The sequence below is a fragment of the Pseudarthrobacter sp. SSS035 genome (assembly GCF_023273875.1).
Taxonomy (GTDB): domain Bacteria; phylum Actinomycetota; class Actinomycetes; order Actinomycetales; family Micrococcaceae; genus Arthrobacter.
This window is the reverse complement of sequence record NZ_CP096882.1, coordinates 4,027,343-4,053,353: the sequence shown is the minus strand read 5'-3', so window position 1 is coordinate 4,053,353 and position 26,011 is coordinate 4,027,343. Positions and strand designations below refer to the sequence as shown.

Sequence of the window (26,011 nt, the reverse complement as noted above, 5' to 3'; positions counted from 1 at the left end):
GTGCTGTTGACGAGGTGAGAAACAGCGCTGGAAGCCCCCTCGGTCTCCACGGCAACCACATCGGCACGACAAGGAAGGGCGTCAGGAGGCGAGGCGATGGCATCCATGGACGGAACCGTGGCACTGGTGACAGGCGCGGCTGGCGGCTTGGGAGGCGCTGTGGCATCCGGCCTTGCACGCGAGGGTGCCTTTGTGGTCGTGGTGGGGCGATCAACAACCCGGGCGAGCGAGGCGATGGCGGGCATCCGCCGGCACGTTCCGGGCGCCAAACTTGAGCCACTGGTCTGTGACCTCTCCGACCAGTCCTCGATCCATGCGGCGGCGGCCGACTTCCTGTCTCGCCACGACCGGCTCGACGTGCTGGTCAACACAGCAGGTGTGTTCCGCAAGGAGCGGGACGTGACCGTCGATGGGCTCGAACTGACCTTCGCCACGAATGTGATGGCGTACTTCCTGCTGACCAACCTGCTGCTGGAGGCGCTCACGCACCGCGCAGCCGCACCACCCAGCAATTCCCGCATCGTCAACATCGCGTCGCGGTATGGCAATGCCAGGCTGAACTTCGACGACCTCCAGACGGCAGGCGGCAAGTACAGCTACCTTCGCTCGACACCGCCCACAATGCTGGCCCGGGTTCTGCTCACGCAGGAGTTCGCTGAGCGCCTGCGCGGTTCAGGCGTGGCCGCCAATGCCGCCCATCCGGGACTGGTCAAGAACACGACGCTGCTGCAGGACGTCGGGGGCCCATTCCGCTGGATCACGAACACGTTCGGAGCACCGGCAGAAAAGGCGGCAGATACACCGCTCTGGCTCGCCACATCACGCGAAACAGCGGGAGTCTCCGGAAAGCTATGGGCCAAGCGCAAGGAACTCCCGACGCCCGGAATGGGAGCGGACCCCGAAGCCCGGAAGCGCTTGTGGGACGCATGCGCGCACCTGGCCGGGATGGGGGCCATGTGAAAGATGCAGACCTGCGGGCCAGGCTGACGGAGTTGTACCTGCCACCCGTCACCGATTTCGTCCTGGTGGACGTGCCAGAGATGCGATTCGTTATGGTCGACGGGCGAGGCGGGCCAGACAGTCCTGCGTTCGCAGACGCCATCAAGTGGTTGTATGCAGTCATCGACCCCATGAAGCCTTTCGCCAGAAAACAAATGGGCAAGCACTTCGTGGAACCACCGCTGGAAGGCCTTTGGTGGGCGGACGATATCCAGGACTTCATCCACTGAAACCGAGACAAACTGAACTGGCGGATGATGATCGTCTTTGAACCGGGCTGGCTGACGGCGGCGATGTTTGAGGATGCCGTGGATAAGGCGAAAGCAAGCATGGGTGAACCGCCGGCCAGCCTGCGGATCGAAAGCTTTCACGAAGGCCTGTGCGCCCAGATCATGCACGTGGGGCCGAACAGCGGGGAGGTGCCGACCCTTGCCAGGCTGCACAGTAAGTTCCTGCCCGCCCATGACCTGGTTCCAAACGGGAACCACCACGAGATCTACCTGGACGACCCCAAGCGAGTGGCTCCGGGGAAGCTAAGGACGGTGCTGCGCCAGCCAGTACGTCCATCGGGATAGGTTGCGGCAAGCTCAACAACCAACATCCCTACGGCCGAGATGACTTTGTTTGGCCTTCGGCTTGCGGAGCGGCTTCAGAAGCCGTGGACCAGCCATTGTGCTGTGCGGACCAGCTCGGCATCGGAACCCTCCGCACGGAGGCCACCGATGACCGAACGCGTCACAGCCGCGCCCTCAAAGAGACTAACCACGGTGCTGGCCACTGCGTTGCGCTGTAGTTCCCCGACTTCGGGCCTGGCGCGCCCCACAAGATCAGCTACATGCTCGGCGTACTGGGCATAAAAGGCCCTGACCACCGCGGCAATCTGCTCGTCTGCCGCGGCAATGGCCCAGACCTCAACGTGCATACCGACTCCGGCCGGATCCGAGTGTTCAGCCAGGAGCGCGGTAAACAACCGCTCCGAGTGCTGCCGCGTCAGCAGCTCGCCTGCGCCCGGACCGTCTCCGACGCCGATCCCGGACATTTCCTTGAGCCGTTGAAGTGAGCGCTTGAGCGAGCGATCAAGAACGGCCCGGATCAGGTCTGCCCTGGTCGGAAAATAGTGCTGCAGGTGACCGACCCGGACCCCCGCCGCGGCCGCAAAATCCCTCATTGCGGAGCCGGCGTTGCCTTTGGCGACCAGTACTTCCTCAGCGGCATCAAGGATCGTGGTCTGTCTGAGGGCGCCCTTGGTTCCGGTCATGACCGCAATATTGTCACACCGTGCAGCTCCAGTTCGGCGAGCATTTCGGCCAGGCGGGGAGTGCTCTCCGGGAAGCTGACGCCAGGCCGTGAGTCCTGATGCAGGACATTGCGCAGCCCGAGGAACCCACCGAGCGCGGTGAGGTGGGCTTGACCGAGCGGGTCCGAAATCAGGGCGGTTCGGGTACCTTTCCGTCCCTGAACATCAACGCGGACATGAGCGATGCCGCCCTTGCCCGGCGAGTACAGGAGTGAGCGCCTGACGGACGTCCAACGCCTTCCTCGGCCCCAGCGGAAGAGCCCCACCGCCTTAGCCGCCAAGAGGGCCGACGTCGATGCGTTGGAGCTGAAGCCGATGCGGGTGGCGGCGGTCCCGGCGCCGAGGGTCATGGGGAAGGTGAACTGTTCGGGAGTGTCCAGCCGTGCAACTTTCGTACGGTGTCCGGCAATATCCACCGAGCGGGTGTCGCTCAACGGGCTGACGATCACTGGCCTGCCATCTTTCCGGACCTCGAAGTCGTGCCCCAGCCGGTCCATAAAGTCCACGGAGTCCGCCCCGGCCCGGTCATTGGTGTCGTAGCGGATGGCAACATCGACCTGTTGTGCACCGTCCGCATCTTCCGCCAACGTTGCTGCAACGAGGCTGATCACGCCGCCCATCCATCCGGAGGACAGCAGTACCGGCGCAGTCGGGCCGAGCAGCGTTGCCTGCGTGGCAGCCTTGGTGAGGCGGCTCGTCCAGCGGGTGATGTCCACATAGGGGATTCCTGCGCTGACGGCGGCCCGCAGAACCCGGTCATCGGGATCGTTGACAACGCTGATGACGGCCCGCGCCGGGGCGGCGAAAGGCGCAGGGTCGTCGAGGTCCCACTTCCGCACAGCCACGTTGTGCTCTTCGGCAAGAGCGGCTCCGCCGTCGGGATTTCTACCAGTCAGGACAAGGGGCCACAGAGGCGCGGCGAGCCCGGTAAGGGCTGTTCCAACAGTGCCGTATCCACCCACGATCAGGACGGGACCGCCAGGTTGATGTTCAAGAAAGTCGTTCATAGAGAAAAAGTCTAGGTCATATGACCTAAAAAGCTAACACTTAGAAACCTCATCACACGGGGGCAGCCTCAATACAAGAAGATCGGCAGCCAGTCGCGGTTGTGCGCGTGCACGAGTGCGAGGAACAGCACAAAGTCGAAGACCAAGTGCACCGTCACAACATAGGTGAACGACTTGGTCAGCTTGAAGGTGTACCCCTGCAGCAGCGCAAACGGGAACGTAAGGAGCGGTCCCCAGGCCATGTAGCCGATCTCCCAGAGAAAGGACGAGAAGACCACTGCCTGCAGGATGTTGGCGAGCCAGTCCGGGAAGTACCGCCGCAGCAGGGTGAATGTGGTGCAGATGAAGAACAGCTCGTCCCAAATTCCAACCGCGTTGACGCCGAGAAACAGGCGCCAGAAGATGGCGGGGTCGGAGGCGTCCGGCCAGTTCTGATACACCCCGGTGCGGATCAGGTAGACCGGCAGGATGAGGTAGCCGAGGGCCACAACAGCAATCAGGTACAGCTTTGCGCTCAACGGCCATTTGCGGCCCGTGTTCACCGGAAACTTGATGATCCTCTCGCGGTAGGCGAAACGAGACACCAGCCACGGCACCAGCACGGCCAACGCGAGGGCACCACCCATGAGCGTCATGTGCGGGATGCTCAAATCAGCGTTCAGCGGAACCAGGCTGATGATCACCATTCCCGCCGCAATCAGCGCAAGGTGCCGTAGGAATTCGCGGTCGATGACTGCGGCCGTGACGAGGCTCAACGCAAGCACGCCGTAGCCCATGAGGTCATACTCGACGCCGAATAGCAGCACTCCGGACACCGAGAGCAGGACCGCTGGCACCAGTTTCCAGGTGAGCGCGGTACGGGGTGGTTCGGTCAAGATCGAAGTCACCCTACCAGCATGTCAGCGACGGCGACGTCTGGGAAAGATGGCCGCGGCGGTCAACGCCTGGGTGAGGCCCCCAGGGCACTGTTACCCCTGCCCACCCGCGGTTTTCCGGAGTACGATGTGGGCGTCGGCAGGATTCCTGCGACTCCTTGCCGCAAGGCCGGCTCTCCATCTGAAGAGCCGGCAACCAGCGCGAAAGGGAGACAAAATGACTACCGCGTCACACCCTGCCCAACACCACATGATGGGGTTGACACTTCACAACACCGCCATCGGTATCGGTGCAGTTTTCCTGCTGGTTGGAGTCCTCGGATTCATCCCGGGAATCACCACCAATTACGGCGCCATGACCTTCGCGGGACATGAGTCCGGGGCCATGCTCCTCGGCGTCTTCCAAGTGTCAGTGCTGCACAACATCGTGCATCTGCTGTTCGGTGTGGCTGGGATCGTTATGGCCCGGACAAACCCGATGGCCCGCTGGTACCTGCTCGGCGGCGGCATCGTGTACCTGGTCCTGTGGATCTACGGCCTGGTCATCGACATGAACGCGGCGGCCAACTTCGTCCCGTTCAACACTGCTGACAACTGGCTGCACCTGGTTCTGGGCCTCGGCATGATCGGCTTGGGCCTCTGGCTGGGCAGGGATGCCATGGAGAAGACGAAGGGAAGCACCTCATAACTCCACGGTGTGTGGGAAACCGACGACGGCGGCCGTCCCCCTGGGTACACAATCCTCGGGACGGTCGCCGTCAGTCCCTCGGCGTCGGCTGCTGCTGACGCAGCCTTAACACAGCCGAGAAGTACCGGGTGATCCTGAGGTGACGCAGTGAATGACTCATCGAACAGTGGACGGCCGGAAGGTGAACCCCGCTCCCTCTGGGTCGCTACCGCAGGAACCACCGATTATCCGGTCCTGCGGGGGGATCTGGAGGTGGACGTCGCGGTCATCGGGGCCGGCATCGCCGGGCTGACCGCAGCGTTGGCGCTCAAACGCACCGGCCGGACCGTCGCGATCATCGAGACCGCCCGCGTCGGAACCGGCGTCACCGGCCACACCACCGGCAAGGTCACCTCCCTTCACCGCCTTGCCTACACGGAACTTGCGCGCCGACACAGCAACGACACCGCGCGTGTCTACGGGGAAGCCAACCAGGCCGCAGTCGAACACGTCGCGCAACTCGTGGCCGCCGAAGCCATCGACTGCGACTTCCGCCGCGTCGCCAACTACACCTACGCCGAATCCGACGACGCGCTCGGCCGCGTGCGCGCCGAAGCCAGCCTTGCCGCCAGCCTCGGCCTGCCCGCCGCTTTCACCACCGACGTGCCGCTGCCCTTCCCGGTCAAGGGTGCGGTCCGATTCGACGGGCAGGCGCAAATCCATGCCGTGAAATACCTCCGGGGTCTCGCTCGCGCGGTCAACGGTGAGGGCAGCTTCGTCTATGAGCAGACCCGGGCGCAGCAGGTCCACGATGGTTCCCCGGCCGTCGTCGATACCGAACACGGCACCGTCCGGGCCCGCGGCATCATCGTCGCTACGAATGTGCCGTGGGGCGGCCAGGGCCTGTTCTACCTGCGGTCGCATCCGCACCGCTCCTACCTCGTCGCCGGATGCGTGGACACGCCACCCCTGGACGCCACGTTCATCAGCGCCGACGAACCGATGCGATCCATTCTGACCACCAGCGTCAACGGCACAAGCTACGTGCTCACCGGCGGCGAGGGCCACCGCGTGTCCGAGTCCGGCGACACAGCCGCGCGTTACCGCAGACTCGCCACCTTCGCCCACGACCGCCTCGGTGTGGACAAGATCGACTACCGTTGGTCAACACAGGACGGCATCCCGCTCGACGGGCTGCCCTACGCCGGACTCATGTCCCCCGCCGCCAAACACGTGTACGTGATCACCGGCCTGCGCAAATGGGGCCTGTCCAATGGAACCGCTGCCGCCCTCATTCTTGCCGACACCCTCAGCGGCCGGGAAAACCCCTGGGCCTCGGTGTTCAACAGCAACCGGTTCACCCCGGCAGCCAGCGCGAAACGGTTCGCGGAGGAAAACTTCAAAACCGTATCAGCTGTCGTGGCCAGCAAACTCCGCGGCCGGCCCGGCCACACGGAACTGTCGCCAGGTCAGGGGAACGTCATGACCGTCAACGGCGAGAGCACCGCCGTCTACAAAGACGCAGACGGGCAGGTCCACGCCGTCTCCGCCACGTGCACCCATCTGGGCTGCACCGTCGGCTTCAACGCCGCCGACGCCACCTGGGACTGCCCGTGCCACGGCTCCCGATTCTCCACCGACGGCACCGTCATCCAAGGACCCGCCGCCAAGAGCCTCCCACCCGCGCAGATGCCCTGATCCCCCGCTAGTTGCCGGACCGGCGTTTGGGGGCGGTACGCACCAGGCCCACAGCGGCCAAAAGCGCTCCGGCTCCCTCAGCCACGGCGCTGAGGGACTTCTCAAAAAACCACACCGGCTCATACATGGCAGGGAAGGGTCCGAAGGCCGGGATATCCACATACCGGTACAACACCACGGCCACGAATGCGCTCAGGGCCACCACAAGGGCCAGGGCAAAGGAGGCTCTGCTTCCTCGGAACAGAACCCACAGCGCCGACAGCACCGCCGCGGCCGATTCGAGATAGAACAAGTTTCCTTGTCCGATTCCGCCAGGCGAAGCCGCCTGGTAGCCGGGGGCCAGATAAATATGTACCCCGGCATCGATGAACAATGCCAGTGCCGTCAGTACCCTGAGTGTCATGTTCATTTAACTATCAGCGTCCCGCGCATATTGGGGTGATAGGTGCAGTAGTAGGGGTAGGAGCCGGGTGCCGATGGCGCCGTGAACGTGGCCGTCCCGCCGCTTCCGCGGACATCCACGTCAAATGCCTGGCCCTGGTCCGCGGTGACGGTATGGCCCGCTGAATCCATGTTGGTGACCGTGACAATTGTGCCCGGCGCAACGGTCAGCGGTGCGCCGTACTCGAAGTCCTTGATGGTGATAACAGGCGCTCCAGGGGTGACCGCTCCCGTCGTCGCTGTCCCCGGCCCGGGGGACGCCGCGGGACTTCCGGTGCCGGAGCCGCAACCGCCCAAAAGGAGCGCCGCCATCAGCAGCACTGTGGCCTTGGCCTGAAACGCTCTCACGGTGACCGTCCTCGACTCCGGAAACCAGGGCCGGCCAGGCCCTGCCTGTCCCTATTATTGTGCGCGCATCAGACGGAAATGGCGCCTGCGGTTCGGTGAAGGGGGCCGACGGCGGTGAATGTCAGTGCCCGCAGATAGGTTCAGGGGAAATGACAGCCACGAAAGGTACCGCTCCACATGTCGATGCCAGCATCGTTGAAACAGCACCCACGGCGTCCAGCATGCCGGATTGGTACCCGGACTTGCTGGCGTCCGTCACGGGCAAAGTCAGGGCTGGCCGTTCCAAGGCGATCGCCGCTGCGAACCAGGAAATGCTGCGCAGTTATCTGGCGATCGGGCCGGACATTCTGGAACGCCAAAGTCTCGAAGGCTGGGGCGCCCGAATCGTCGACCGGCTCTCAATTGATCTCAAGCGGCAGTTTCCCGAAGCAACCGGATTCTCGCCGCGAAACCTGAAGTACATGCGGGCCTTCGCTGAAACATGGCCTACCGAGGCAATTGTGCAAGCGCCGCTTGCACAATTGCCCTGGTACCACCACCTCGCGCTGATCCATAAGCTCAACGACCCCGAAACACGGCTCTGGTACGCAGCTGCCGCCGTCGAGAATGGCTGGTCTCGTGACGTACTGGCACACCATATCGAGTCGAAACTCCACGAACGCTCCGGCAAGGCGATCACCAACTTCAAAGCGACGTTGCCGCCGGCGGACTCGGATCTTGCCCAGCAATCATTCAAGGACCCCTACGTCTTCGACTTCGTGTCCATGACAGGCAGGCGGAATGAGCGTGAACTCGGCCACGGGTTTGCCTTTGTCGCCCGGCAAGTCCGGTTGACTATCGGCGCCGATGAGTTTTTCGCCGATCTGCTCTTCTATAACTTCAAGCTGCGTTGCTTCGTCGTGGTCGAGTTGAAAGCCACCGCCTTCAAGCCGGAGTATCTGGGTTATGCGCAGCGGAACGTTATGCCGAGGTCTTCGTTCGTGCTGGCGTGTTGACAGCAGTCGCTGAAGGGGTTCTTGGCATAACGCCCCGCTGTGGTGGGGGTCAGCGTCCGAGGTTGGTCAGCCAGGTGAGCATGTCCTTGTCTTGGTGCCACAGGGGCATGGCATCGGGCGGGGTGAGGTTGGTGAAGGCGCTCTGGAGTGCCCGTCGCTTCATCTCGCCGTCAATTCGGGCGTAGATCTCGGTGGTCTTCAGATCGGCGTGGCCGAGGATGTCTCGGATGTAGACGAGGTTGACTCCGGCTTGAAGCAAATGCCTCGCTTTGCTGTGCCTGAGGGTGTGTGGCGAAATCGTGTCCGGCAATGCCACGGGGTTGGCTAACCTCGCGGCGGCCACATGCTTATCGAGGATGTAGGCGATGCCGCTTCGGGTCATTTTCTTTCCGCCGCGGTTGGGGAACAGGTGCGGGGACCTGCTGGCGGGCCCGGTGAGACCAGCGCCGTCGGCGTAACGCTGAACTAGTGCGACTGTCGGAAGCATCAGCGGCACGATCCTGGTCTTACCGCCTTTGCCGGTGAGTTTGACCGTGGCGGGAGGATCGGTCCGCAGGTCACCGAGGGTCAGGTCGGCGATCTCCTGGACCCTGGCGCCGGTGTCGTAGATCAACGCCAGCAGCGCGAGGTCGCGTCGCCCGGCGGGTCTGGTGGTATCGGGCTGGTCGAGGATCAGCCGGATCCCGTCGAGCGAGAGGTGGCGGGGTGGGGCGGTGGTGGTCTTCTTCTTTGGTATCGCCAGGACACGCTGGTACTGCCCGATCCGCTCGACGTCCCGGGCTTGCAGGTAGCGGCAGAATGACCGGATTGCGGCCAGCCGCTGGTTGCGGGTCGTTGCGCCGCAGCCCCGCTCGGCCTCCAGCCAGGCCAGGAATCGTTCCACGAGGTCTTTCGTCAACAGGTCACACGTCATGCGCTCGGGGGTGATGTCCTCGCGGGTCTTGCAGTACCTGAGGAGCAAGGTGAATGTGTCTCGGTAGGACATGATTGTGTTCGTCGCTGCGCCCACCGCGCCGGGCAGGAACCGGGCAAGGAACTCGCTGAGGAAGTGCTGGAAGTTGTGCGTGGTCATTCGGGCTCGCCTCCTGGGATCACGCCCGAGGCGATGGCGCTCACGGCGGCGGTGATTTCGGGGAACATGTCCGGGATCAGGCGGACGTACTGTCCGGTTGCTGTGACCGAGGCGTGGCCGAGGTAGGTGGCCAGGCTCGGCAGTGCCCAGTAGACATCGGCGCCCTGTGCGCAGGACGCACACCGTGTCGCCCTGTGCGCAGGACGCACACCATGTTGTAGATCGTCGGCAGCTCGTAGACCGCCAAGCTCTCGACGAACCCGTGAACATGAACCGGCTCCAGCCCGGAAATGTCCTCCAGGCCAGCGTGGTCCAAGAACGCCGCCAACCTCTCTAGGTAGGTGCTCGAGTTACGGATGTGCGCCGACGACATGCCCTTCGCCGCCATGTTGGCCACATACGCCTGGAACGGGGCGGCGGCTGCGCCGCTGAACACGAAGTTCCGTCCAGGCTTGCGGAGCGTCAGGACGCCGGTCCGCTTGAAGTCGCTCAACAGGTAAATCGCCTTCATCCACCGATAGGAGGTCGCATCGCTCAGCGGGTGCGAGCGGATGTGGAGCACGTCCTCCAAGAAGTCCATGCCGTGCTTAACGCTGAAGGCACCCACAGGCATCGCTCCCGAGTGCCCGCACAGCTTGTCCCAAACGATGCGGTATTGCTTGATGACGGATGGCTTATAGTTCCGCCGCTCCATCTCAGCGATGATCGCCCCCACGAGATCGGCCACCGTGACAATCTGGTTCTCCATTGCAGCCCTCCAACCTTGAGTTGTGGCGCTTATGCGCCACCCTTCAAGGTTGGATCGTTATGCCAAGCCTTCACCACCAGGACCGCCGCCCCAGGACCAACGATCGCGTCGCCGCAGGCATACCTGGCTTGTCGGTGAGTCTCGGGGCGTTTGTCGCCGACTTTCAGGATCATCCCGATTTCGGAAAGATTGATGTTTTCAAGACCACACCGTTGTCAGCAAGTTCGAACGTTGCAGTTGTCGCACCCTCACCGGGCATTTCATCGTTCGGGGCAAACGTACATCGCACTCATGCGGATGCGCTTGCTCGAATGTCATTTTCCGAAGGCGAGTACACGAATGTCCGAAGTCCTGCTCACCGAGTGTTTTTGTCAACAGTGGTCAGCACGGAATTTCAGGAGACCTCAGCACAATCCGCCGGTCCGTACCGATAATCCTTGATTTCCTGCCGGTAGGGAGAGGATCGTTGGACGTGGCCCGGTACGTGAGGTCGCGGCGTCGCCCGTAATTAAGTCCGCTGCACGAGTAGGGACTGGCTTGGAACCGGAATCAACACCGATCAGTGGGCACGGTTTGCTGACCATGCCGGATGCGGTCTGGGAACTGGCACGCCGGCGGGCTGAAGTCATCGCGCCGTTGGCGGGGTTGAGCATCATCGGTAAACAGGCGGTCGACGAAGCTTCCCGGGAGCTGGGTATCTCCAGGCGGCATGTGTATCTGCTCATCAAACGCTACCGTGAGGGCAGCGGTGTGGTGACGGATGTTGCCCCCGGACACTCCAGCGGAGGCCAGGGCAAAGGCCGGTTGCCTGAACGCGTCGAGGCCGTGATTGACGAGCTGGTCCGTAAGCACTACCTGACGCGGCAAAAGCTTTCCCGGGCGGCGTTCTATCGCGAGGTCGTTCAGGCGTGCCGGACCCGGGAGCTTCCTGTGCCGGCGCTGAATACTGTCACTCGCAGGATCGTCCGGCTGCATCCGGTGGAGGTCAGGCGCAGCCGCGAGGGCAGGGACGCCATCCGGCCCTTGCAGTCGGCCGGCGGGAACGTGCCGGCCATCGTGGCGCCGTTGGACCAGGTGCAGATTGACCACACCGTGATTGATCTGATCGTCGTCGATGACCGGGACCGGCAGCCCATCGGCAGGCCCTACCTGACGGTTGCCATCGATGTTTACAGCCGGTGCCTTCTGGGAATGGTCGTGACCCTGGAGGCGCCGTCGTCGGTGTCGGTGGGCTTGTGCATCGCGCATATGGCCTGCGACAAGCGGCCCTGGCTGGAAACACTGGGCGTGGACGCGGCCTGGCCGATGAGCGGCAAACCCAGGGCATTGTTCCTGGACAACGCCGCGGAATTTAAGAGCGAAGCGTTGCGCCGCGGCTGCGAACAGCACGGCATCAGACTCAAATACCGGCCGCCGGGCCGCCCGCACTACGGCGGCATCGTGGAGCGCATTATCGGCACGGCCATGCAGCGGGTCCATGAACTGCCGGGCACGACCTTCTCCAACCCCGGCCAGCGCGGCGGGTACGATGCCGACAAAATGTCCGCCCTGACCTTGATAGAGCTGGAACGCTGGCTGACATTGGCAGTGGCCGGCTACCACGGCAGCATCCACGGATCCCTGAACCAGACACCGGCCGGGCGCTGGCATGAAGGGGTGGGAGAGTTCGGAGCGCAGCCTGTCGTTGCGCACCCCGCGGCGTTTCTCGTCGATTTCCTGCCGGTCATCCGGCGCAGAATCACCCGGACCGGTTTTGTCATCGACCATGTCCATTACTTCGCGAACGTGCTCAAGCCGTGGATTGCGCGGCGGGACCGGGAGGAAAAATTCATCATCCGGCGGGACCCGCGGGACATCAGCAGGGTCTGGGTGCTGGAACCGGAGGGAACGGCCTATGTGGAAGTGCCGTACCGCACGGTTTCCCATCCGGCGGTGACGTTGTGGGAACACCGGCAGGCGCTGGCGCGGCTGCGCCAGCAGGGACACGACCAGGTCAACGAGGAAGCACTGTTCCGCATGATCGATCAGATGCGCGAGATCACCGCCACGGCGCAACGGGCAACACGCAGATCACGCCGGGATCTGCAGCGGCGGCGCCACCTCCCTGCCTCCGGGACCGTGAAGGCCCCGGAGGCGCCACCGGATGAGATGCTCCCGCCCACGAATGACACCGCAGCAGCCCGTCCTTTTGACGAGGTCGAGCAGTGGTGAGCATCGATGACTACCCGCCGCCGGATCTGTCCCACCTCCAGCCCTGGGCCCAGGCCATGGCCCGCCTGCCGGCGGAGGAACGGATCCGGCACATCCGGGCTGACCGCTGGATCGGGTACCCCCGGGCGGTCCAGACCCTCACCCGGCTCGAAACACTCTATGACTGGCCCGGCAAACAGCGCATGCCCAACCTCCTGCTGATCGGACCGACGAACAACGGCAAGTCGATGATCATCGAACGGTTCCGCCGCCAGCACCCGCCACACTCCGCCGCGGACCAGGAACACATCCCCGTGCTGTGCGTCCAGATGCCCTCCGACCCTTCCATCCCGCGGTTCTACACGGCCGTGCTCGCCGCGCTCGGTGCGCCGACGGGACCGCGCCGGCGCGTAGCCGACCTGGAACAGCTCACCCTCGGCCTGCTGCGCCGCGTCGGTGTGCGGATTCTGGTGATTGACGAACTGCATAATGTGCTGGCCGGCCGGGCCGATGTCCGGCGCGAATTCCTGAACCTGCTGCGTTTCCTGGGAAACGAGCTGCGTATCCCGCTGGTGGGGGTCGGCACCCGCGAGGCCTATCTGGCCATCCGCTCCGATGACCAGCTCGAAAACCGGTTTGAGCCCATGACGCTGCCCTTGTGGGAGGCCAATGCAGACCTCTCGTCCCTGCTGGCCAGCTTCTCGTCCTCCTTCCCGTTGCGCATGCACTCGACTCTGGCGGCCGAGGACATGGCCCGCTACCTTCTCACCCGCAGCGAGGGAACCATCGGGGAGCTCGCATCGCTCCTGACGGAAGCGGCAGTTGCGGCGGTGGACAGCGGCGAGGAATCCATCAACCACCGGACGCTGACCCTGGCCGAATACGACGGTCCCAGTGTCCGGCGCCGGAAATTCGAACGCGAACTGCGGTGAGACCGCCGGAACGCTGGCCCCTGCACCCGGCACCTGCAGAGACGGAATCGCTGTCCTCCTGGCTGCGGCGGATCGCCGCCAGCTATGGCATGTATTCCTTCGAGCTGCTCGAGCACGGACTCGGCCACCGGGAACTCCCTGACCCTGAGCTGGATCTGGACCCGCCGACGCACCTGCTGGAAGAGCTCGCTAGGCGCAGCGGCCTTGACCAACCCCGCGTGGGCGCCATGACCATGACCGGATGGGTGCCATGGCTCTTCGACAGTCTCGTCCCTGCCCCCGGCGCCTACGAAACGTATGTGCACCAGTTCTCGGTGCTCCTGCCGCCGAAGCGGCGCAAAATCTACGCTCCGCGGAAGTGGCTGCCCTGGCTGCCGGGAACCGGGGTGCGGCGGGGATGCCCGGAGTGTCTGGAATCCAGTCCGGCGGTGCTGCTCTTCTGGCAGTTGCCGGTCATGGCCAGCTGCCCGGTACACGGGCGACGGCTCGAAACCTATGAAGGACATCCGGCCGACTACATTCTGTGGACAACACCCACCAACGATCAGCGGGTGCTTCCGGAGCCGCTGTCCCTCATGGACCGGCGCACCTGGCAGGCGATAACGACAGGATCCGTCGATCTGCCCCGGCATCCGGTTCATGCCGGCATCTGGTTCCGGCTGCTGCGGACCCTCCTGGACGAACTCACCACCGCCCAGGGTGGTTACGGGCGGCAATTGGACGACGTGCGTCGTGTCTGGGAACACTGCGGTCACCCGTTCCGGGCAGGCCTGTATACGTGGCAACCGTTCGAAACCCTCCACTGGACCGCCCAGCAACAGCTGCTCGAAGCAGCAGCCGTCGCGATGGAACTGATCGAAGCCGGCTCACTGACTGCTTTGGGCACCTCCGCCCACCTACTCCTGCCCGAACCCGCCTCCAATGTCGGCGACGGAACCCGGCCCGCCGCACCGACAGCAACGGCCGGTGATCAAAAGGAGCCGACTCTGGATGAGCTGTGGGACCGGGTAGTCGCAGCATTTGACGCCGCCGTAGAAGCTGCCAGAGAAGACCCGGAGACCGCCAAAAAACTCTACGACTTCGCGCTATATGGACTCGGCAATCGAGGGTCGGGCAACGGAATCCGGGAAGCCTTCACCGAGCTCAAGATCCCCCTCGATTTTCTGTCACATTCGGATAATGGCGACCCCTTTGCATGACTTAGTATAAGTAACGGGTTAAGTGACAGTTTTCAGGATCGTCCAGATTTCGGATCTGGGTGTCACTTAAACGAACGTATAAATGACAAAGGGGAACTGGCTGTGCTGGTCGGATATATGCGCGTCTCAAAAGCCGACGGATCCCAAGCCACAGACCTGCAGCGCGATGCCCTCTCGGCCGCCGGCATCGGCACCGACTCTCTCTACGATGAACGGGCCTCCGGAAAGAACGATGACCGGCCGCAATTGGCCGCCTGCCTCAAAGCCCTGCGCCATGGCGACACCTTGGTCGTCTGGAAGCTGGACCGGCTCGGCCGGGACCTGCGCCACCTGGTCAACATCGTCCACGACCTGACCGAACGCGGCATTGGGCTGAAAGTCCTTACCGGCCAGGGCGCCGCCATCGACACCACCACCGCCTCCGGCAAACTCGTCTTCGGAATCTTCGCAGCCCTCGCCGAATTCGAACGCGAACTCATCTCTGAACGGACCATGGCAGGCCTTGCCTCCGCCCGGGCCCGCGGCCGGAACGGCGGACGTCCTTACAAAATGACGGCCACCAAGGTCCGTCTTGCCATGGCCTCTATGGGTAAACCGGAAACCAAGATCGGAGACCTCTGCACCGAACTCGGCATCACACGCCAAACCCTCTACCGACACGTCTCACCAACCGGGGAACCGCGCCCCGACGGGCAAAAGCTGTTGTCACGCCAGCTCAACAAGAACTAACGCGAACGGACCCTTCTGCGGCTCAAGGAATCGCTCCGGCCCAGAGAAAGCGACATGGCTGCCTCGGTCAGACGTGGTCAGTCACCAAACGGTCCCTTCACTGCCGGTGTGAACAGGTAGACCTCAGCGCTTTCCCCCTGGCAGTACAGAACACAATCGTGCCGGATAGAGCGACAAGAGTCCTAGTCTCCACCGTTTCCGTCGTAGGTGTAGGTGGACGCGCCGACCGGGGGTGTGGCGCAGGCTGCGGCGCCTGAACCGGTCCAGCAAAGCTGGTCAGCAGCGTTGTAGGCGGAACGGATGGTTGCTGTCCCGGTCTTCGCTGCAGTGCGCCGGTTGCCGTTCGCATCGTAGGTCCAGGCTTCTGTTTCATCCCCGCTGACGGCTGAAGTGAGCCGTTTCATGGCATCGTAGCCGTAGGTGGTGACGGTCCCGGCCTCGGTGGTCACGGTCTTGCGCAGGGAACCGTCCCGGGCAGTCGTGGGATGAGTGGTGTAAGTGTAGGCGCGTTTGGCCAGGACGGCCGCGGACGTATTGACCGCGGTGATCGAGGTGATCCTGCCGGCCTTGTCGTAAACGGTCGTGTTCATGACCCCGTTCGGGTACGTGGTGCCAGTCCGGCGGTTGTTGTCGTCGGAGGTGAAACCGGTGCACTTGGTGGCGTTAGGAAAGCTCGGGGTAGCGGGGCAGGATCCGCCCGGTTCGGCCAGCGCGGTCAGCCGGTTGGCGGCGTCGTAGCGGTAGTTCACAACCGAAAGGAAGCATGTCTGACGGCTTGGGGCTGAAGCGTTCAAGGATAGCCATGCCCTCAAAACGAAGATGGAGGAAGCGGGCAGGAAAGATGGAACCGACAAACCGGCAGTGAAACGGTACGCATGGGCCGTAAAGATATTCGGGTGACCATTTCATTTGTCGGTTATTCCCGTTTTTGTCGGATCCAATATATCCCCTGGCCAATAAAGCCCAAGCCAAAGACTATGAAGCAGACGCCAAAGAACCAATCTGAACGCGAGATCGAAAGGACCGCGTTGATCAGAAACACAATCGCAATGGCGAAGAAGGCGATTGCGAAAATCCTCCGGCTTGATGGCCCCGGTATGACACCCATATTGCTCGTTTCTCTCAGGAGTAAAGGTCTAGTTGCAAGTCCTGTTGGCATTCACCCCGGTTATGATGATCCCGAGAAACGAACTCGCGAAGAAAAACGTGGGGGCGAGCAGGATTCCGCCTGTGGCAATGGTCGCCAGAATTGCGCCCGCGCCGAGAATGAACCCGAGTCCTGCTCCTGCAACGGCAAATGCTGCGAATCCACAATCAGCATGGGACAGTCCTGTGACGTCGGTGTTGTTGCAGGGGTTGGCGCCTGCGTAGAGGTAGCGGTTGGCTTCTTGTCCGGAGGGGTCGGGTTGGGTGAAGCGGCCGCGGGCGGGGTGGTAGTAGCGGGCGCCGAATTTGATGCGGTTGCTGGTGGTGTCGTTGTAGCCGCCGGCGTAGGTCCAGGGGTTGGTGGCTGCTTTGGTTCCGGTCGTACTGGTGGCTTGTCCCCAGGAGTCGTAGCCATAGGTGGCGGCTTTGGCTTGGGCGCTGTCGGTGAGCAGGATGACGGAGCCGAGGGCATCAGTCGTGTAGTAGTAGCTGGCACCGGAACTGTCGCGCATGCTGATTAGGTTACCGTCGGGGTCTCGGATAAACGAGGTTGCCCCGCCGGTCCTGGTTAGTTGCGTAATGCCCAGGGAGCCGTTGAGGAACGAGGTTGAGCCTGCGGTGAGGCGTTCATCGTTGCGTGTTCCGGCGTAGGTGTAGTTCGTCACGGTGGTGCCGTTCGTGCCGGAGGTGAATTGGTCGAACTCGTTGTACGTCAGGTTTGCGGCGGAGCCACCATCGGTGAAGTTGCCGTTCGCATCATATGCATAATTGGTGGCCCCGGCAGGCGGAGCCGAGCAGTTCCCGGAGGTGCTGGCGTACCAGCAGAGCTGGTCCGCGGCGTTGTACGCGGAATGGACGGTGGCGGTCCCGGACTTGGCGTCGGTGAGACGGTTGCCGTTGAGGTCGTACGTCCAGGATTCGGTGACCGCGCCGGTAACGGCGGATGTCAGACGCCTCACGGCGTCATAGCCGTAGGTCGTCACCTCGCCGGTCTCGGTCGTCATGGTCTTCCGCAGGGCGCCGTCCCGGACCGGGGCGGTGCCCCAGGTGGTGTGCGTGTAGGCGCGCTTGGCCAGGACGGCTGCGGCGGTGTTGGTCGCGGTGATGGAGGTGATTCTTCCGGAGTTGTCGTAGACCGTGGTGTTTTTCACGCCGTTCGGGTACATGGTCCCGGTGCGACGGTTGTTGTCGTCGTAGGTGAAGCCGGTGCATTTGGTGCTGTTCGGGAAGGCCGGGGTCGCGGGGCAGGAGCCGCCGGGTTCGGCCAGGGCGGTCAGCCGGTCGGCGTTGTCGTAGCGGTAGCCCACGGTGCCGGTCGGGTCGGTGAAGCTGGTGACGTTGGAGGCCGGATCGTAGGTCAGGGACGTGCTCACCCCGCCGATGGTCTTGGACGTCGGCCGGTTCTGCACGTCATAGGAGTGCGTGGTGGTGCCGGAGCCGTCAACAATTGTTTTGAGGTTGCCGTTGGCGTCATAGGTGTAGGTCATGCAGGTCGCCGGGACACAGGTCGCGCCGAAACGGGTCTGCAGCATCCGGTCGTTACCGTCGTATGAGTAGATGGCGATCTGGTTCTTCCCGTCCGTGCTGGTCGCGACCCGGCCCGCGGCATCGAACGTCCTGGTCGTGGCCCCGAGCGGGGCCGGGGGTGTGATGGTGGCCGGGTTCCGGGCCGCGTCGTAGGTGATGGAGGTTGTGTTTCCGTTCCCGTCGATGGTTTTGCAGAGCTGGCCGCGCCCCGCCCCGCAGGTGGTTCCTGCCGCGTCGCCCTGGTACCGGTTCACCTTCGTCCCTGCCCCGGCCGCCCCACCCGGAGTGACGGTCTGGTAGGGCCAGCCCAGCACGGTGTCGTAGGTGTAGGTGGTGACCTGGCCTTCACTGTCGGTAGAGGAGACGGGCTGGTATTCCAGCCAGTGCTCACCGGCGGTGGGGGCGGGGTAGGTGTAGGAGACCTGCTTGCCGGTCCCGCCCGTCGCCCCCGCAGGTGTGGTGATGTTATTCATGGTGTTGTTCGGGTTATAAGTCGCGGTGGACAGGTTGCCCAGATCATCCAGTCGGCTTAGTCGGTTGTCGTGGGCGTCGTAAATGTCTGTGGTGACGTTGCCCAGCGGGTCGGTGATCGAGGTGATCTGGCGGGCGCCGTTGTACTTGTAGGTTGCCACGCGCCCGGCAGTGTCCGTCAGCGTGGAGGTGGTCGCATCAACGCCGGCGAGGTTGTGGGTGGTGGAAAGGGACGGGTCCTGGACCCGGTCGGCCTGTTCGGCGACTTGGCCGCCGGTGGTTTCCCACCGCTCGGTCCAGCCCGTGGGCGGGTTGGTGGTGGGGTTGGAGCTGTCAAACCCGAGGCCGCCGATCAGCAGGCCGCCGTCGCTGGCGGTGGTGATGCTGCCGACGGTGATGCTGGTCGCCGCGTAAGTGTCGTCCACCGCTGTTGCGACGGTGCTGTCCAGCGGTGTGGAGGTGTTCACCCCGGTGTAGGCGGTGATCCCGCCGCCCCACTTCACGGACTTGCTCATCGTCCAGGTGTAGTTGGCCGGGTCAGAGGCGCCGACCACCCGGTAGTACGCAAAGACGCGGGCGCCGGTATCGTTCGAGCTGTTGATGCCCAAGGCGTCCACGATCGCGGTCCAGCCTGTCGGCACGGCGACGGTGGGGTTCCTGTCAGCGGTGAAGGAGGCGACCAACACATCCCCCGCCACCCGTCCTGCCGGTGCGGGAATGGAGACCGTGGTGGTGGCAGTATCGGTGGACGCGGTGCTGAAGCTCCGCGGGTTGATCCCCGGTGATGCTGCGGGTTTGAGTGCAGTCCGCCAGGCACCGGCGGCTTTGGCTGAGGTGCCTGCCCAGTTCCAGGTGGCGGTCCCGGTAGGTCCTGCGGTGGCTGAGGCGTAGATAATCTTGGCGGCTTTGCCGTTGGCGTCGTAGGAGAATTCGTTCCGCGTTCCCATGCCGTCACGGACGAGGGTGAGCTTGCCGTTGGTGTATCCCAGCCCGGTGGTGGTCCCGGTGGCGTCCGTGACCGACGCCATCCGCCCGTCGCTGCCATAGTCGATCGAGATGACCCGGTTAAGGGTCTGGTCGGTGATCTTGCTGGCCTGGCCGGTGTTATCAGCATCGTTGTACTCGAACAACACCTGACGACCTGTGAAGGTGGTGATCGTCGATAACCGCCCGTCTGCGTCGTAGTCGTAGACCGTCGCGCCATTGTTGGAGTGGGTACTGGCATAGCCGAGCCTGAAAACACCGCCGCCTATCTGGTCGTAGAAATTCATGTCGCCGGTATCGTTGAAACGCAGCCCCGCCTGCCAGGCACTGAGCCCGATGATCGTGGCGTTCAAACCAGGCGGCATCGTCCAACCACCGCCCGTCTTCGGCACAAACTTATAGGTACCGCCGTCAGATGCCGTGTAGGTCACCGAGTTATCCGTCCCCACCACGAGAGCGCTTTCGGATGTTCCTACCGACAAAGTGGGCCGATCATCGTTAATGCTGTTGTACCGCCAGGACACATCAATGTCCGGGTGCGCGTCCGCGCCCTCCAAGTGCAGCAGCTTGCCTGTGACCAGGATGTTTCCCGTCGTTGGGTTCCACTCCTGCCTGATGGTGTCGGTCAGTTTGTGGCTGACCATCCCGGCCGCGGACCGGGAACCGGACAGGACGCCATTCGGGCCCGTGGCAGGAGCCAGGCCGTCATCAACCAGCGGCAGGCTCAGCGCGACGCCGAGATTTGCCGGAGCAGCAGATGCCGGCTCCAGAGTCGTGGGGGCGAGGGTGAACGCCGCGTCGCCTGGTGGTCGGGTCGCTGTTGGGGTTTGTGATGCGTCGGCCGGGACAGCAAACCCGGTCAAAACCACGGCGGAGAGAACGAGACCGGACAGAAGAGACCGTGCTGCAGCCATGCTGCGCCCCCAATATTTGTGCTCCCCAGTGAGCCGCTTCGCGCCCCCCAGTGAGCACAGGATGATCATCAGCCCATCTGGAATGCTTAGGCAAGCGATTGGAGTAAATGATTTTCCAAACCAGCAGCAAATGTCGGCGCCTACCCTGCCCTTATACGTTCGGTATGACAAGCCAAGGAGCGTCGAACGCCCGGGCGCGAAGAGTCCGAGACACGGCAAGACCTGCCGAAACAATCCCCGGAAACAAGCGCTGATAGTTGCGGTCCGGCCGCACTGCTGCGCGGCTTCATGCCGCAACTCAATGGTGCCCAACAGGGCGCCCTGTGAAGTGCTCTACAGTTTTGTCAACAAGGGGACCGGACGGCGCCGGGGCCGGAAAACCCATCCGGATGCGCCGATCGCCGTTCCTCCCAATCAGCCCTCTGATACAGAGCCTTGGCACCGGGTGAAGATGCACCAGAGACCACGATATTCATCGTCAGAAAGGCTGGCCAGCCCGCGACCAAAGCCCTGACGGCAGCGTTTCAACCACTCTTCGCTGTAATTCCAGCCCAGACACGTGGGTTCAGTTGAGACTGCGACTTACCGCTAATGTGGGCTCAATTCAGATTGACATTCTCAGCGGGTGCAGACGACTTCTGATATTCCGTGCAGACGACTTCTGAAACTGACAACACGGCGGCGGACTTCCGCGGTACGGTGATCGACCGGCTTACGGGCGCAGCCTTTACCGAAGACTCAGTCCGAGGCAGCATCGGAAACATCGCCCCTATCTACCTGAGAATAGGTGGATAGCCTTTTCATCGATGGGGGAACCTTGGTAGTGCCAGCAGACGTTTTTCAAGACATACAAAACAAATACTCGGCGTACCCATACGATGACCGGTACGCCCGCTACTACCAAGATCAAAGGGAGGCGCTTCGCCCCGCCTTTGCCTACTTCCACGACAAGCTCAACACGCTTCTAGGTCACATGAACCACAAACGGGAGCGGGGAGGGCACTACAACGCTGATCAGAGCAGGGACCTTCTTGAAGTCATTCGTGATCTGGGACAGCTAAGGACGAACCTCAAGAGGGTCGATGTTGAGGTCAGTCTGAGCAAGACCTATGAAGATGCGCTCGAACGCTGCCGTACCTTTTTATCCCCCAGCGGGGGAAGCCCCATGCCCCCGGATTTCGAAGAGATACCCATCGAGGACTACGAGGCCATCCTTACTATTGCGGCAGACATCGTCCGCATCGAGAAGGCCGGCAAAGAGTATCCGCTGAGGCCCCTTGGGGAGGGTTCCTACGCGATTGTCTATAAGTACAAGGATCTTGAATACAAGATGCCCGTCGCCGTAAAGGTCGCCAAGAAGAGTCTCGCGGAGAAAGAGCTGGATAGGTTCAAGGCTGAGTATGACGTTCTGGCCGAACTCAGCTCCCCTTACGTGTTGGCTGTCTACGGATACAACGAAACCAGAATCAGCTATGCCATGGAGTTTTGCGACTACACCCTCGGAAAATACATCTCCATGAATAACGGCAACCCGAAGTTCGACTTCAGCAAGCGGCAACGTATCGCACAGCAGTTCCTGTTCGGCATCAGTTACCTTGCATACAAGAACGTCCTTCACAGGGACCTGAGCTATACGAACGTGCTCGTCAAGACCTACGACGCCGGAGTAGTTCAGGTGAAACTGTCAGATTTTGGTCTACACAAAACTCAAAGTTCCTTGCTCACCCGCACAGGGACCGAGATGAAAGGGACCATCCTTGACCCAACTCTCACGAGCTTTAAGGACTACACCCTCAGCAACGAGATTTATTCGGTGGGATTCATCCTCTCCTTCATCTTCACCGGAAAGGAGGCCCCACACGTGGCAGGTGCCAAACTAGGGGCGATTGTCCGGAAATGCACAGACCTGACCGTTGAAAATCGCTACACCGGAATCCAAGAAATAATCGATGCGGTGGCCGCGCTGGACAGGGACAGCTTCCTGGCATGAGCTGGCCTCAGGCGCCTCTCGGCCCCTAAACCGACCACGCTCTCCCCTTGCCCTGAGACTGGCCAAAAGAGACCGACGGGCCATGGTGTGAGCGTCCGCAAGAGGCGAGGAGACACCCTCGACAGGTGCTGCTGAAGGGGAGAGAGCGGCGGCCGGGGTTTCGTGCGTCCGGAACCCCTACCGTCATCCGGCACGATCACCACAAATAGGATTGGCTCACGTCGTAGCCCAGACCCTCGAGGTAGGTGTTGAGTTGCTGTTGAGCATCGGCACGGTTCCGGAAGCCGGCGAAACTGAATCCGCTCATGTCGGCATCCTCGGGAACCCGAAAAATCATGACGGTGCCGAAGGCTGGGACGCTGATGTGGGCCATGCCGGGAGTCCTACCTGTTCGGGTTGTAGCTGCTTGACCCATTGTAATCTGTGCCCTTTACAAAAGGGTTTGCTGTGGACAGCTCCGCTCGATGTCGTCGTTTTCGCGCTGCTTCGCGTCCTGGCTGCGTCCCGCAAGCCGATCCCCTTGGGGCTGCACCATGCGCCAAATAGCGCAGTGAAAACGCCGCCATTTACCGCTGAAATTCACAGAGCGATCGACTCCGGGATTCTCGATTCGATGTCCTCTCGGAATCCTTCGTATATCGAGAACGATATGCTCTGCCTGTCCGTGAACTGAAAAGTGAGTCGGTCACCTCCACGACGCCGGGCGAGACGGGGGCCAGTCCAGCCGGCACTGGTTCGCTGACCTTTGGAAGGACCCTATTGGGACGCGCGGTGGTTTAGCCGCTGTCGACGGCGCGCCCGCCTGGGCGATGACTGCTTTGCGAGCAGCGCGCCCAGGCGGGCCGCGATCTCGGCCCGGAAGGCCACCATCGCCCTGTCCGTGTTGCCCGGCTCCTCGAGCAGCGCCCCGAGGTCGACCGCGGCCAGCGGGGCGACGTCGGGGTGGCGGCTGTCGACTGCGGCCTGGTAGGCCGTGATCGCCCCGTCAAGGTCGCCCTGCTCCTCGAGGAGCATCCCCAGGAGGCCCGCAGCCAGCGGGGCTCGTTCGGGATGGCCGCTGTCGACTGCGGTCTGGTAGGCGGTGATTGCCCGGTTCGGGTTGCCCTGCGCCTCGAGCAGCATCCCCATGCGGACTGCAGCCCGCGGAGCGTAATCGGGGTGGCGGCTGTCGACTGCGGTCTGGTAGGCGGTGATTGCCCGGTCCGGGTTGCCCTGCGCCGCGAGCAGCCTCCCCAGACGGACTGCAGCCCACGGGGCGTGTTCGGGGTGGCCGCTTTCGATGGCGGTCTGGTAGGCGGTGATTGCCCGGTTCGGGTTGCCCTGCTCCTCGAGTAGCATCCCCAGGCGGACTGCAGCCCCCGAGGTGACCACGGTGTGGTAGCTGTCGAGGGCGGCCTGGTAGGCGGTGATCGCCCCGTCCGGGTTGCCCTGCTCCTCGAGTAGCATCCCTAGTCCGAGCGCAGCCACTGGGGCGACTCCGGGGTGGCCTCTGTCGATGCCGGCCCGATAGGCGGCGTTGGCGACGTCGTTAACACCGGACTGAGCGGCGGTGTAAGCCAGTATCGCGATTGTCGCGGGGGCTTCAGCAGTCGTGGCGTGGTCGAGTGCAGCGTTCCATATGAAGGGAGGGATCTCTTGTAAGGGGTGAGCGACCAGGTAGTTCTCTGCCTGCAGCCGACCCTCAGTGCGGGTGACGAGCATGGTCGCAGTGTCGGGTATGGGTGCCAGTACCCACTTGAGTGCTTTCTTGAAGTCTTTGTGTCGTCCCTCGGGGTCCCTGTTGTTCACGACCAAGGCGTCCTTCTTGGACAAGTAGCTGGGCCACAGTTCCTCGGCGAGTCGCTCGGGGATGCCCTCGGTGAGCCCGGTGCGGGCCCAGTCAATGATGGTGAACGCCACCGCCTTCCGGCTGAACGGGTCGGCGTGGGCGAGACGGTTTTGGAGTTCTTCGGCCGCGCCGAGGACCTCCCCCAGGGAAAGGCCGGCGGCGACCTTGTTCCGAATCACCGGCTCGACGCCGGCCAGTGCTTGCTGGTCCTGTTCGGACCATTCACCGGGCAGCGCGAACCGCTCGACGAGGGTGTTGTCATCGACCACCGCCCAGGCCGGTCGCAGCTCCGGGCGGTCCAGGAAACCGCTGAGCAACTCGGACCGCAGGGTGGCCACGACCACAAGCCCGGGACGGGTCTCGCAGTAGCGCAGCACACCAGCATCCAGGCCCGTAAGAAATGTGTTGAGGTCATCGAGCCACAGCACTGCACCTTCTGGTGGGGCCAGATCAACGACGTCACGTAGATCAGCTCCGGAGGTGGGAATCAACAGTGCACGGTTGGACAGGACGGGGTGGCTTCTCACGGCTTGCGCGCCGGTACGGGACTTACCGCTCATGGCATCACCAACGAGCAGCAGCATCCGCGGGTCGGTGCCGTCAACGCGGCGGTCCAAAGCAGCGGCCAGGTCCTCGTCGAGATCCCGGTGAACGAAGGGGTAGTAGGGGTCGCCGTGGGTGTCGACGTCAGTGCGAGCCCTCCGGGCGCCGAAGAGGCTCAGCTGCGGAACCTGCCCGACCCTGTAGGGGCGTCCGGCCCCGTCCCCCACTGCCAGTAACCGTCTCACCCTCGGCGCGTTAACTGCTTCAAGTACCGAGGGTGCATCAACCATGGCCAAGGCCGCGGCGAAGCCAGCGTCGCGGTCAGGGTCCGGCAGGGGGCGGACGTAGAGCCGCCGGTGTTGGCGGTCGTCATCGGCCTTGAGGACCACACCAACAAGCCGGCCGGTGGCCCGGTCGCGGACCACGGCCCCCGACATCCCCTCCCACAGCGCGTGGTCCTCGGGCACGCTGCCATCGACGTCCAACGGCATAAGCCCGGATATTGCGCCCCCGGCCGGCCGCAACACCCCGGGCACCTGCTCCGGGTGCGGGAAGTGTTCTTCGATGGTGGCGTCCGGGTAGCCGACGGCCTCAACGTCCAGCGGGGCCGTGCCCGGCTCGGCCAGGCGCGGACCGGTACCCGCACCCACGGCGGCTGTCCAGGCATTCATTTGTTGCTGGTCCACGGCCAGCAACGCCAGATCGCGGTCCTTGTCCTGCCACACCACGGTGCAGCCGAACCCCTCCGCCCCCGGCCTCGGGTCAGGCACCGCCAGGCAAAAGTCCACCGTGTGGTCAAGGTATGGAGCGACCACGTGCCGCGCCGTGAGCACGCCCCGGGTACCTACTGCCCACCCGGCCCCTCGTTCCCCCGCCCGGACCTTCACCAGCCGGGGCTCGATCAGTCTGGCTCCCTCACCCTCGTCGTCGGCCATGTTCGAGGTCGCTGTCTCAGCGGTCGGGTGGGGGCTCGATGTCGCGCGCCCCCCGCGGGGAACCATCTGGGTCCGTGGACTCAGACGATTCCGCCGGAACATCGCCGGTGCCTGTCACCCCTGCCCGGCGCGGCGGCGGTTCGGTGTCCAGGGCCGAGACATCGAACTTCCCGCCCGGAGAGCGGGTGTCCCGGGGCGTCAATACGACATGAACCGTTGTGGTGGATCCCCGTGAGCTCTCGCGGGAGAACTCACCCGAGCCGCCCACTCCCCATACCTTCAGATCCAGCCCGCCGCCGACACCCGTGGTCCGGGCGACCTCGACCGCCACATCCAGCTCGACCGAACCGACATCGAACCGCAGCGGATGATCGACATCGACTCCATGGACCCATTCCAGTTCACGCCGCACCAGCCAAATCAACTGCCCCAAAGTCGGCTGTTCCTCAGCCATCAACACCACCCGATCCCCGTCA

Annotated in this window: 23 protein-coding genes; 11 read left to right on the top strand and 12 right to left on the bottom strand. The window is 63.3% G+C overall.

Features of this window, described 5'->3' with window-relative positions; genetic code table 11:
- Positions 1 to 96: 96 nt before the first annotated feature.
- Genes MUN23_RS18800 through MUN23_RS18790 form a run of 3 tightly spaced genes read left to right on the top strand, consistent with a single transcriptional unit; the run spans position 97 to position 1,574 of the window.
- Complete coding sequence (locus tag MUN23_RS18800; RefSeq protein ID WP_248760365.1) at positions 97 to 960, top strand: SDR family NAD(P)-dependent oxidoreductase; 864 nt, start codon at positions 97 to 99, stop codon at positions 958 to 960.
- Entirely contained in the window at positions 957 to 1,229 is a 273-nt protein-coding gene (locus MUN23_RS18795) for a hypothetical protein (RefSeq protein WP_248760364.1), read from the top strand. The genes MUN23_RS18800 and MUN23_RS18795 overlap by 4 nt, the downstream gene beginning before the upstream one ends.
- Before the next feature lie 24 nt (positions 1,230 to 1,253).
- Complete coding sequence (locus MUN23_RS18790) at positions 1,254 to 1,574, top strand: GyrI-like domain-containing protein (RefSeq protein ID WP_248760362.1); 321 nt, start codon at positions 1,254 to 1,256, stop codon at positions 1,572 to 1,574.
- Positions 1,575 to 1,648: 74 nt separating this feature from the next.
- Here the strand turns inward: MUN23_RS18790 and MUN23_RS18785 are convergent, their stop codons facing one another.
- From MUN23_RS18785 to MUN23_RS18775, 3 genes are all read right to left on the bottom strand, one after another.
- A complete protein-coding gene (locus MUN23_RS18785) occupies positions 1,649 to 2,257 on the bottom strand; it encodes a TetR/AcrR family transcriptional regulator (RefSeq protein ID WP_248760360.1) in 609 nt (202 codons plus the stop codon).
- Positions 2,254 to 3,303: a saccharopine dehydrogenase gene (locus MUN23_RS18780; protein ID WP_248760358.1), complete on the bottom strand. Its 1,050-nt coding sequence runs from the start codon at positions 3,301 to 3,303 to the stop codon at positions 2,254 to 2,256. Before MUN23_RS18780 ends, MUN23_RS18785 begins: the two co-directional genes overlap by 4 nt.
- Before the next feature lie 68 nt (positions 3,304 to 3,371).
- Entirely contained in the window at positions 3,372 to 4,190 is an 819-nt protein-coding gene (locus tag MUN23_RS18775; protein ID WP_248760356.1) for a CPBP family intramembrane glutamic endopeptidase, read from the bottom strand.
- Between the two features lie 205 nt (positions 4,191 to 4,395).
- On the opposite strand from MUN23_RS18775, the gene MUN23_RS18770 reads away from it, so the two are divergent.
- Together MUN23_RS18770 and MUN23_RS18765 are read left to right on the top strand one after the other, a co-directional pair.
- Positions 4,396 to 4,866 carry a DUF4383 domain-containing protein gene (locus tag MUN23_RS18770; RefSeq protein WP_248760355.1) on the top strand — a complete coding sequence of 157 codons (471 nt, stop codon included), beginning with the start codon at positions 4,396 to 4,398 and terminating at the stop codon, positions 4,864 to 4,866.
- A 147-nt stretch (positions 4,867 to 5,013) separates the two neighbouring features.
- The gene (locus tag MUN23_RS18765) at positions 5,014 to 6,543 is read left to right on the top strand and encodes an FAD-dependent oxidoreductase (protein ID WP_248760354.1); all 1,530 of its coding nucleotides are present in this window, start codon (positions 5,014 to 5,016) and stop codon (positions 6,541 to 6,543) included.
- A gap of 7 nt (positions 6,544 to 6,550) precedes the next feature.
- On the opposite strand, the gene MUN23_RS18760 is transcribed toward MUN23_RS18765, so the two are convergent.
- Together MUN23_RS18760 and MUN23_RS18755 are read right to left on the bottom strand one after the other, a co-directional pair.
- Positions 6,551 to 6,952, bottom strand: coding sequence for a hypothetical protein (locus MUN23_RS18760; RefSeq protein ID WP_248760352.1), 402 nt, complete (start codon positions 6,950 to 6,952; stop codon positions 6,551 to 6,553).
- Positions 6,949 to 7,332 carry a cupredoxin domain-containing protein gene (locus tag MUN23_RS18755; RefSeq protein WP_248760350.1) on the bottom strand — a complete coding sequence of 128 codons (384 nt, stop codon included), beginning with the start codon at positions 7,330 to 7,332 and terminating at the stop codon, positions 6,949 to 6,951. Before MUN23_RS18755 ends, MUN23_RS18760 begins: the two co-directional genes overlap by 4 nt.
- A 149-nt stretch (positions 7,333 to 7,481) precedes the next feature.
- Between MUN23_RS18755 and MUN23_RS18750 the strand changes: the two genes are divergently transcribed.
- Complete coding sequence (locus MUN23_RS18750) at positions 7,482 to 8,327, top strand: YhcG family protein (protein WP_248760348.1); 846 nt, start codon at positions 7,482 to 7,484, stop codon at positions 8,325 to 8,327.
- Between the two features lie 49 nt (positions 8,328 to 8,376).
- On the opposite strand, the gene MUN23_RS18745 is transcribed toward MUN23_RS18750, so the two are convergent.
- Positions 8,377 to 9,399, bottom strand: coding sequence for a site-specific integrase (locus MUN23_RS18745; RefSeq protein ID WP_248760347.1), 1,023 nt, complete (start codon positions 9,397 to 9,399; stop codon positions 8,377 to 8,379).
- 76 nt (positions 9,400 to 9,475) lie between these two features.
- Positions 9,476 to 10,147, bottom strand: a complete 672-nt coding sequence (locus tag MUN23_RS18740) for a hypothetical protein (RefSeq protein WP_248760345.1) — start codon at positions 10,145 to 10,147, stop codon at positions 9,476 to 9,478.
- 537 nt (positions 10,148 to 10,684) lie between these two features.
- On the opposite strand from MUN23_RS18740, the gene MUN23_RS18735 reads away from it, so the two are divergent.
- From MUN23_RS18735 to MUN23_RS18720, 4 genes are all read left to right on the top strand, one after another.
- A complete protein-coding gene (locus MUN23_RS18735) occupies positions 10,685 to 12,358 on the top strand; it encodes a Mu transposase C-terminal domain-containing protein (protein WP_371875936.1) in 1,674 nt (557 codons plus the stop codon).
- 2 nt (positions 12,359 to 12,360) lie between these two features.
- Positions 12,361 to 13,269, top strand: a complete 909-nt coding sequence (locus tag MUN23_RS18730) for a TniB family NTP-binding protein (RefSeq protein ID WP_248764139.1) — start codon at positions 12,361 to 12,363, stop codon at positions 13,267 to 13,269.
- The gene (locus tag MUN23_RS18725) at positions 13,266 to 14,468 is read left to right on the top strand and encodes a TniQ family protein (RefSeq protein WP_248760343.1); all 1,203 of its coding nucleotides are present in this window, start codon (positions 13,266 to 13,268) and stop codon (positions 14,466 to 14,468) included. Before MUN23_RS18730 ends, MUN23_RS18725 begins: the two co-directional genes overlap by 4 nt.
- Positions 14,469 to 14,570: 102 nt before the next feature.
- Positions 14,571 to 15,197 (top strand): recombinase family protein, encoded by a 627-nt coding sequence (locus MUN23_RS18720; RefSeq protein WP_248760341.1) that lies wholly within the window; start codon positions 14,571 to 14,573, stop codon positions 15,195 to 15,197.
- 182 nt (positions 15,198 to 15,379) lie between these two features.
- On the opposite strand, the gene MUN23_RS18715 is transcribed toward MUN23_RS18720, so the two are convergent.
- Together MUN23_RS18715 and MUN23_RS18710 are read right to left on the bottom strand one after the other, a co-directional pair.
- The gene (locus MUN23_RS18715; protein ID WP_248760339.1) at positions 15,380 to 15,946 is read right to left on the bottom strand and encodes a hypothetical protein; all 567 of its coding nucleotides are present in this window, start codon (positions 15,944 to 15,946) and stop codon (positions 15,380 to 15,382) included.
- Between the two features lie 387 nt (positions 15,947 to 16,333).
- A complete protein-coding gene (locus MUN23_RS18710; protein ID WP_248760336.1) occupies positions 16,334 to 20,239 on the bottom strand; it encodes an RHS repeat domain-containing protein in 3,906 nt (1,301 codons plus the stop codon).
- 823 nt (positions 20,240 to 21,062) lie between these two features.
- Here MUN23_RS18710 and MUN23_RS18705 point away from each other — a divergent pair.
- On the top strand, positions 21,063 to 22,229 hold the full coding sequence (locus tag MUN23_RS18705) for a protein kinase family protein (RefSeq protein ID WP_248760334.1): 1,167 nt from the start codon (positions 21,063 to 21,065) through the stop codon (positions 22,227 to 22,229).
- A gap of 196 nt (positions 22,230 to 22,425) precedes the next feature.
- Here MUN23_RS18705 and MUN23_RS18700 read toward each other — a convergent pair whose 3' ends face one another.
- From MUN23_RS18700 to MUN23_RS18690, 3 genes are all read right to left on the bottom strand, one after another.
- Positions 22,426 to 22,602 carry a hypothetical protein gene (locus tag MUN23_RS18700; protein WP_155855702.1) on the bottom strand — a complete coding sequence of 59 codons (177 nt, stop codon included), beginning with the start codon at positions 22,600 to 22,602 and terminating at the stop codon, positions 22,426 to 22,428.
- A 383-nt stretch (positions 22,603 to 22,985) separates the two neighbouring features.
- The gene (locus tag MUN23_RS18695) at positions 22,986 to 25,535 is read right to left on the bottom strand and encodes a tetratricopeptide repeat protein (protein WP_248760332.1); all 2,550 of its coding nucleotides are present in this window, start codon (positions 25,533 to 25,535) and stop codon (positions 22,986 to 22,988) included.
- Between the two features lie 16 nt (positions 25,536 to 25,551).
- Positions 25,552 to 25,989, bottom strand: a complete 438-nt coding sequence (locus MUN23_RS18690) for a trypco2 family protein (protein ID WP_248760330.1) — start codon at positions 25,987 to 25,989, stop codon at positions 25,552 to 25,554.
- Between the last annotated feature and the right edge of the window lie 22 nt (positions 25,990 to 26,011).